Source organism: Aquimarina agarilytica ZC1 (assembly GCF_000255455.1).
In the GTDB taxonomy this organism is placed as follows: domain Bacteria; phylum Bacteroidota; class Bacteroidia; order Flavobacteriales; family Flavobacteriaceae; genus Aquimarina; species Aquimarina agarilytica.
Genome location: NZ_JH621270.1, coordinates 50,549 through 57,556, shown reverse-complemented (window position 1 = coordinate 57,556; position 7,008 = coordinate 50,549). Strand labels below are relative to the sequence as shown.

At 29.3% G+C, this 7,008-nt stretch carries 5 protein-coding genes; 3 read left to right on the top strand and 2 right to left on the bottom strand.

The window, feature by feature from the left end; all coding sequences use genetic code 11:
• Positions 1-191: 191 nt before the first annotated feature.
• Together KQA_RS0213000 and KQA_RS0212995 are read right to left on the bottom strand one after the other, a co-directional pair.
• On the bottom strand, positions 192-1,694 hold the full coding sequence (locus KQA_RS0213000; protein ID WP_010181833.1) for a T9SS type A sorting domain-containing protein: 1,503 nt from the start codon (positions 1,692-1,694) through the stop codon (positions 192-194).
• A 1,152-nt stretch (positions 1,695-2,846) separates the two neighbouring features.
• Positions 2,847-3,089 (bottom strand): putative signal transducing protein, encoded by a 243-nt coding sequence (locus tag KQA_RS0212995; RefSeq protein ID WP_010181831.1) that lies wholly within the window; start codon positions 3,087-3,089, stop codon positions 2,847-2,849.
• Positions 3,090-3,410: 321 nt separating this feature from the next.
• On the opposite strand from KQA_RS0212995, the gene rnr reads away from it, so the two are divergent.
• The 3 genes from rnr to KQA_RS0212980 all read left to right on the top strand — a co-directional run bounded on the left by rnr (position 3,411) and on the right by KQA_RS0212980 (position 6,946).
• Positions 3,411-5,630, top strand: a complete 2,220-nt coding sequence (rnr, locus tag KQA_RS0212990; protein ID WP_010181828.1) for a ribonuclease R — start codon at positions 3,411-3,413, stop codon at positions 5,628-5,630.
• 6 nt (positions 5,631-5,636) lie between these two features.
• Complete coding sequence (locus KQA_RS0212985) at positions 5,637-6,317, top strand: LysE family translocator (RefSeq protein ID WP_010181826.1); 681 nt, start codon at positions 5,637-5,639, stop codon at positions 6,315-6,317.
• Positions 6,318-6,394: 77 nt separating this feature from the next.
• On the top strand, positions 6,395-6,946 hold the full coding sequence (locus KQA_RS0212980; protein WP_010181824.1) for a DinB family protein: 552 nt from the start codon (positions 6,395-6,397) through the stop codon (positions 6,944-6,946).
• Positions 6,947-7,008 lie beyond the last annotated feature (62 nt).

Below are 7,008 nucleotides of genomic sequence, written 5' to 3'. Positions count from 1 at the left end.
TACTAAAAATCTGTCTTTTTTGTTATAAAAAAATCAAGCAATTTTAATCGAACTCAGGTTACTAGTAAACATTTTGCCTAAAAATATTTCAAACATAATTATAAACTAAAAAAAGCCACACTGTGAAAAGTGTAGCTTTTGATAAATATATAAGCACGAATAAAAATTACGAGCTATTAATTATTACTTTTTTATTCTTTAACAAACAACTTAGTAGTTTCTCCTTTATCTGTTTTTATGCGAACCATATAAGTTCCATTAGCTAGATTTACTATAGGAATATATAGGTTGCTTACGGAGTTAATTAGCTTTTTAGTTAATAGAACTCCTTGTAAATTATATATGCTTACTTCGTTTATTTTTAAAGAAGTATTTGCCATTTGTAATATATTAGACGTTGGATTTGGGTAAAAATTTAAGGCTAAATCATCAACAGAGGTAACCTCATCAACACTTAATACTGTATCATTGGTAGTGAGTACTTGTACTCTTCCAACATTAGTAGTAGTACCATTATCAAATCCAGGAGTACCAATAGCTAATACATCGCCGGCATCATTTAAACTTACAGATCTTCCAGACTGGTCACTTTCAGCCGTTCCTTCTATATTATTTTCTACTTGTACCCAAACATTACTTTGATTTTCAAAAACACGTATAATACCTTTATTACTTTCACCACTAGATCCATTTCCTGGGTCACCAATTGCTACCCTATTACCTGCATCATTTAAACTTACCGAACTACCTAATAATCCACTACCCGCAGCAGATATAGCACTACCTATTAAACTCCATGTATTACTTTCATTCTTATAAATTTTAGCTTCGCCTGTAAAACCACCTATGGCTAAAATATCGCCATTTCCATTTAAATCCACAGAAAGACCAATACCTTTAAATGCCGAGGATTCAAATGAATCACCTATTAAATTCCATGTGCCGCCTTCGTTTTTGTAAACACTTACTTTTCCACCAGAAAATGAATTTGATGCACTTCTGGGTGCACCTACAGCTACAATTGTCCCATCATTATTCAAACTCACGGATACTCCTAATAAATCACCAATAGCTTCACCTGTAATAGTAGCTCCTATTTGTGTCCATGTACCGGCTTCATTCTTATAAATTTTTAGTTCACCTGAAGTATCCGTATTCCCATTTATAAAATCATCCGTAGCACCTGGCGCACCAATAGCCAACACTGTTCCGTCGGAATTTATACTTACCGATGATCCAAAAAATTGTTCAGCAGTACTCCCACTAATAGTGTTACCTATCTGAGTCCATGTTCCCCCTTCATTTTTTAGAATACGTACTTTTCCATTATTAATTTTACCAGCTTCATCACTAAAAGGAGCCCCAACAGCTACTATACTACCATCGGAATTTAAACTTACCGCTCCTCCTAAGCGTTCATCGGCATTTTCACCTGTGATAGTAGCTCCTATCTGAGTCCATGAACCGCCTTCATTTTTGAAAACTTTTAATTCACCGGCATCATCATTTCCATTTAAATCACCAAATGCAGCCCCAATAGCTACTATGTTACCATCGGAATTTAAACTTACCGAAAAGCCCAATTCATCTAAAGTAGTTTCACCAACAATATCGTTATTAATTAATTCCCAACTTTGAGAATACATTAAACTATTACAAAGTAATGCCCCAATTATAATTTTTCTGAATACCATTTTTTTTAATTTGTGTGATAAATAAATTTTTAAATTTTATACTAAAAGTCCATTAACTAATAAACTTTACTTAAGTATAAAAGGTTATTGATCTAACAACGTATCAATATGAGTATACCCTATTAATTTATTAAATTATTTTTTATACTTCTTAGTCATTCTATGTTCCTAATCAACAAGATAATCTTTTTAATAGCTATTTATACAAAAAAAAATAATCTACTAGTTTAAAAACAGATTCTATCGGTTAAGTATTTATACTTAGATGAATCTGCATACATTTAATTATTTATAAAATCTTGTTTCTTTATCAAAAAAATATAAAGGTATTTAATTCTATAAATAAGAAATTTCGTATATGTAAAAAATTAAAATACTGTTCGACGACCTGTTTATAACTACAAAATACTGTTTATAGCTATTGTTGTTAAAATGTGAATAACTTGTAAAACTATTTTTGGAAAATTAAATTAAAAATTCAATACAGTGAACAACCCATACAAAACAAATTTTTCTTTAATTTTAAATCTTACAATTATAAAATAAAAATGTAGGCTTTTTCACATCATAATTTGATAAAACTTTTAAAAAAAAAGGGATTAAAATAGGTTGTTAACAGTTGTTAATAACCTTATATTTTCCCTTTATTTACAATAATTTAACACTGTTATAAGATGTTAATAGTCTATAAAAAAAAGACAAGAACTATTAAAACAATAAAAAAATGAAAAAGTTATACCTGTTATTAACAAGCTATAATAACAATCATTTTTTTTTAAATTTTTAAAAAGAAAAAGTATATATAATTAATACTGTGAATAAGTAAAGAATGAATTAAAATTGATTCTAGCTTTTGAGATTGTCTTAAGGAGATACTAATTCAAAATTTATTTATTATTATTAGTTTTTCTTTTTAAGAAAGTGATAGGGAGGTACTGAAGTTTAAAATAAAGATCAATTGATGTTCGATTAGAATTAAAAAAATACCTTAAAACCTATATCTAGACTTTAAGGTATTTTTTAGATAAGAGTTATTATAAAATTTTAAAAGGTAGCCCCCTTTGCTTGGAGTACAATATGATTTTAATCTTGTTTCATTTTTTTGAGGCAAGGCAATTTTAAATCCTTACAGGGTGTAACTACTTGTTCATTTTAAACGATTCTAAGATCTGCTTGTTCTGTATTTAAATCTTTTAAAATTTTTAATGCCTTTTCTTTATCATTTTGGTGTACTAGAAGTATAATTCCACCCAGGGCATTCGAATAAAAGGGAACCATTCCTATCATGGTTTCATTTTTAAAAAAATATTGAATATTAGCTTGTTCTAATAAATGTTTTAATACAGAATACTCGTGTTCGTATGTAAATTTAGCAATAGGAGTAAAGTCCTTCATTGATTTAAAAATTAGTGATCACAATTTAATAATTTTTATACTGATCTATAATATAATATATAATTATCTGGTAATTAATAAGTTCATTTTATAAAATAGGTTAGCTACTTTTTTTAATTAAAATAAGCTATTTTGCTAAAAATTTATTCCTGTTAAAATTTTATTAAAAAGGCTTAAATTTTATATTTAAAATGATTTTATCAACTATACTTAAACTTCTTAATAACAGGTCATTAAATTAACAATTTATAAGATTTACTTATAAATAACTCAAACTACAAAGAATAGCTGTATTTTTAGCGCAAATCATCACTTAGATAAATGGGAAGAAGAAGTAATAGTCAAAAGAAGCAATCTAAGAGAGTAGAAAATTTATCTGTAAAAATTCTTCAAATTTTGAAGAAAAGTGGAAAAATAGCACTTAATTACAAACAAATTTCTGCTAAATTACATTTAACTGATGCGAGTAGTCGTAATCAAATTATAAAAAGTTTAGCAAAGCTCGCTGCTCAACAACAAATCAATGAAATTGCTCCAGGTAAATTTATTATCGAAGTTTCAAGTCATACCTACACTGGAATTGTAGATGTCACTACAAAGGGACATGCGTATGTAATTGTTGAGGACTTAGAAGAGGATATTTTTATCCCAAAAAACAGTATTAACAGAGCCTTAAATGGTGACGAAGTAGAGGTATACATGTACCGTAGACGCAGACGTGCCAAAAATGAAGGTGAAATTACCAAAATTTTAAAGCGAAAGCGAACCGAATTTATTGGTGTTATTCAAGTAAAAGAAAAATTCGCTTTTGTAAGTATGCAGGATCAAAAAGTGTATACTGATTTTTTTATACCAAAGGATCGAATTAATGGTGCCAAGGATGGTGAGTTAGTTTTGGTAAGCATGGACGATTGGCCAGAAAAAGCAGATTCGCCTTTTGGAACTGTAAAAGAAGTATTAGGAACACCCGGGGAGCATGAAACTGAAATTCATGCTATCTTGTTGCAATATGGATTGCCTTATGAATTTCCAAAAAAAGTGGAGGAATATGCTAACAAGTTAGATACTTCAATTCAAAAGGAAGAAATAGCCAAGCGCAGGGATATGCGTGATACATTAACATTTACCATTGATCCAAAAGATGCTAAAGATTTTGATGATGCGCTTTCCTTTAAAACACTTAAAAATGGAAATTACGAAATAGGAATTCACATTGCCGATGTTTCGCATTATGTAAAACCCGGAACTATTTTGGATGATGAAGCTTATGAAAGAGCTACATCAGTTTATTTAGTGGATAGAGTAGTACCTATGTTACCCGAAGTTTTATCAAATAATGCATGTTCATTAAGGCCGCATGAGGAAAAATATACCTTTTCGGCAGTTTTTGAAATAACTCCAAATACTAAAATTGTAAATGAATGGTTTGGACGTACAGTAACGTATTCCGATGCGCGTTTTGCTTATGAAGAAGCACAACAAATTATTGAAACTGGAGAATCAACTATTCCTGCTAGTATATCCCTTACGGGAGAAGCTTATCAAGCGAGTGCTGAAATAACTGAAGCTGTTTTAAAATTAGATGAGTTAGCAAAAGTAATGCGCGAAGCTCGAATGAAATCTGGTGCCCTATCATTTGATAAAACCGAAGTTAAGTTTCAACTAAACGAGAATAATGAACCCACAGGAGTGTTTTTTAAGACTTCTAAAGACGCAAATAAGCTTATTGAGGAGTTTATGTTACTTGCTAACAAAAAAGTAGCTGAGTTTATAGGAAAACAAACTCCTAAAAAAACATTTGTTTACCGTATACACGATGAACCGAATGAAGAAAAATTAGTTGCCTTGCAAAACATTGTATCGCAATTTGGACACAGTTTAAATTTACAAAACAAAAAAACAGTAACTTCTTCCTTAAATAAATTATTAAGCGATGTAAAAGGACAGAAGGAGCAAAATATGGTAGATACACTAGCTATTCGTACTATGAGTAAAGCAGTGTATACTACACAAAATATAGGTCATTACGGCTTATCATTTGATTATTATTCACATTTTACCTCACCAATTAGGAGGTACCCAGATGTGATGGCACATCGTTTATTACAGCATTATTTAGATGCCGGTAAATCGGTTGATGAAACTCAGTATGAAGAAAAGTGTAAGCATAGTAGTGAAATGGAAGGACTAGCAGCAAATGCAGAACGTGATTCGATTAAATTTATGCAAATTAAATTTATGCAAGATCATCAAAATGAAATTTTTGCTGGGGTAATTTCGGGAGTAACTGAGTGGGGAATTTATGTTGAAATTACCGCAAATAAATGCGAAGGAATGATTAGACTACGTGATTTAAATGATGATCACTATCTATTTATTCAAGAAAAGTATGCCATTGTAGGTAAAAAAACAGGAAAAGAATATCAATTAGGTGATAATGTATATGTGCGTGTTAAAAATGCAGATTTAATTAAACGTCATTTAGATTTTACTTTTGTTGACCCTAATGAACAAGAAGAATTGGTATATAGTACAAACTAATATGTTATGTATTTAGAAGATTTAAGAGAAGCAATAATCATAGGATTGTTCTTAGCAATCTTATTAGGTCCTGCTTTTTTTGCTTTATTAGAAACTGCCGCTATAAAGGGATTTAGAGCGGCAATTTCTTTTGATTTAGGAGTCATTTTTGCCGATGTTATTTTTATTAGTATAGCTTATTTAAGCACAAATAAGTTACTTGATAAAATTAAAGATGATCCTTCGTTATTTATTTTTGGAGGTGTGTTATTAACTGCTTATGGGGTTATTTCATTAATTAAAGAAAAAAAATCATTTAATGATCAGCGTGCCATTGATGTGGAATTAATTAATAAGCATAATTACTTTAAATTATTTTTAAAAGGCTTTCTTTTAAACTTTATAAATATTGGTGTATTAGGTTTTTGGTTGACTATTATAATTACCATTACCCCGCAGTTGGAAATGGATCAAGGACGTATAATTTTCTTTTTTAGTGCCGTATTGTTTGTGTATTTATTAGCCGATATATTAAAAATCCTATTAGCAAAAACCTTAAAAAAGAAATTAACACCCACTCGTATTTATAATTTAAAGCGCATTGTGAGTATACTTATGATAATTTTTGGAGGCGTATTATTAAGTAAAGGCTTATTTCCATCTAGTGCTCAAAAAATTCAAAATAGAATTGAAAAAGTGGCTTCTTAAGTTTATGTTATAATTAAAAAAATTTAGTTTCTTATTAATTTATTATAGTAGTTTTAGTTTATAAAACCACTATAATTATGAAGATAATAAATCAAGCATCTATCGGAAATGAGCTTACAGTAAAGGATTTAAAGTTTATGCCTAAATTTTTTGATAGGTATATTGATTTAGTTCCTAATGATATCAATTTACTTGATGGTTTAAAAAAATCAAGTACGGATTTTTATGATTGTCAACATTTGTTAGAAAAATACCAGGATTATAGTTACGAAGTAGGGAAGTGGACACCAAAGGATATTTTACAACACATAATTGATAATGAAAAAATTCAAACTTATCGTGCATTGGCTTTTTCAAGAAACGATAAAAGTATTATGCCTGGGTATGATCAAAATTTATACGCAGATCATTCAAATGCCAAAAATAGAACCATAACGGATTTATTAAAAGAATTTGAATTGGTTAGGGGGAGTAGTATTTTGTTTTTTGAAAGTTTAAACGAAGAAATGTATCACACCAAAGGAATTTGTTTTGAAGTTGAAGTAACACCACTTGCTTTAGGTTTTTTAAACATAGGTCATGCAAAACATCATTTGAATGTGTTAAATGAGAAATATTTTAAAATTTAACAAGACAAATAAAATAACTAGTTACTTAGTAATCATAAAAAAAGTCTCTTAAAACTAAGAGA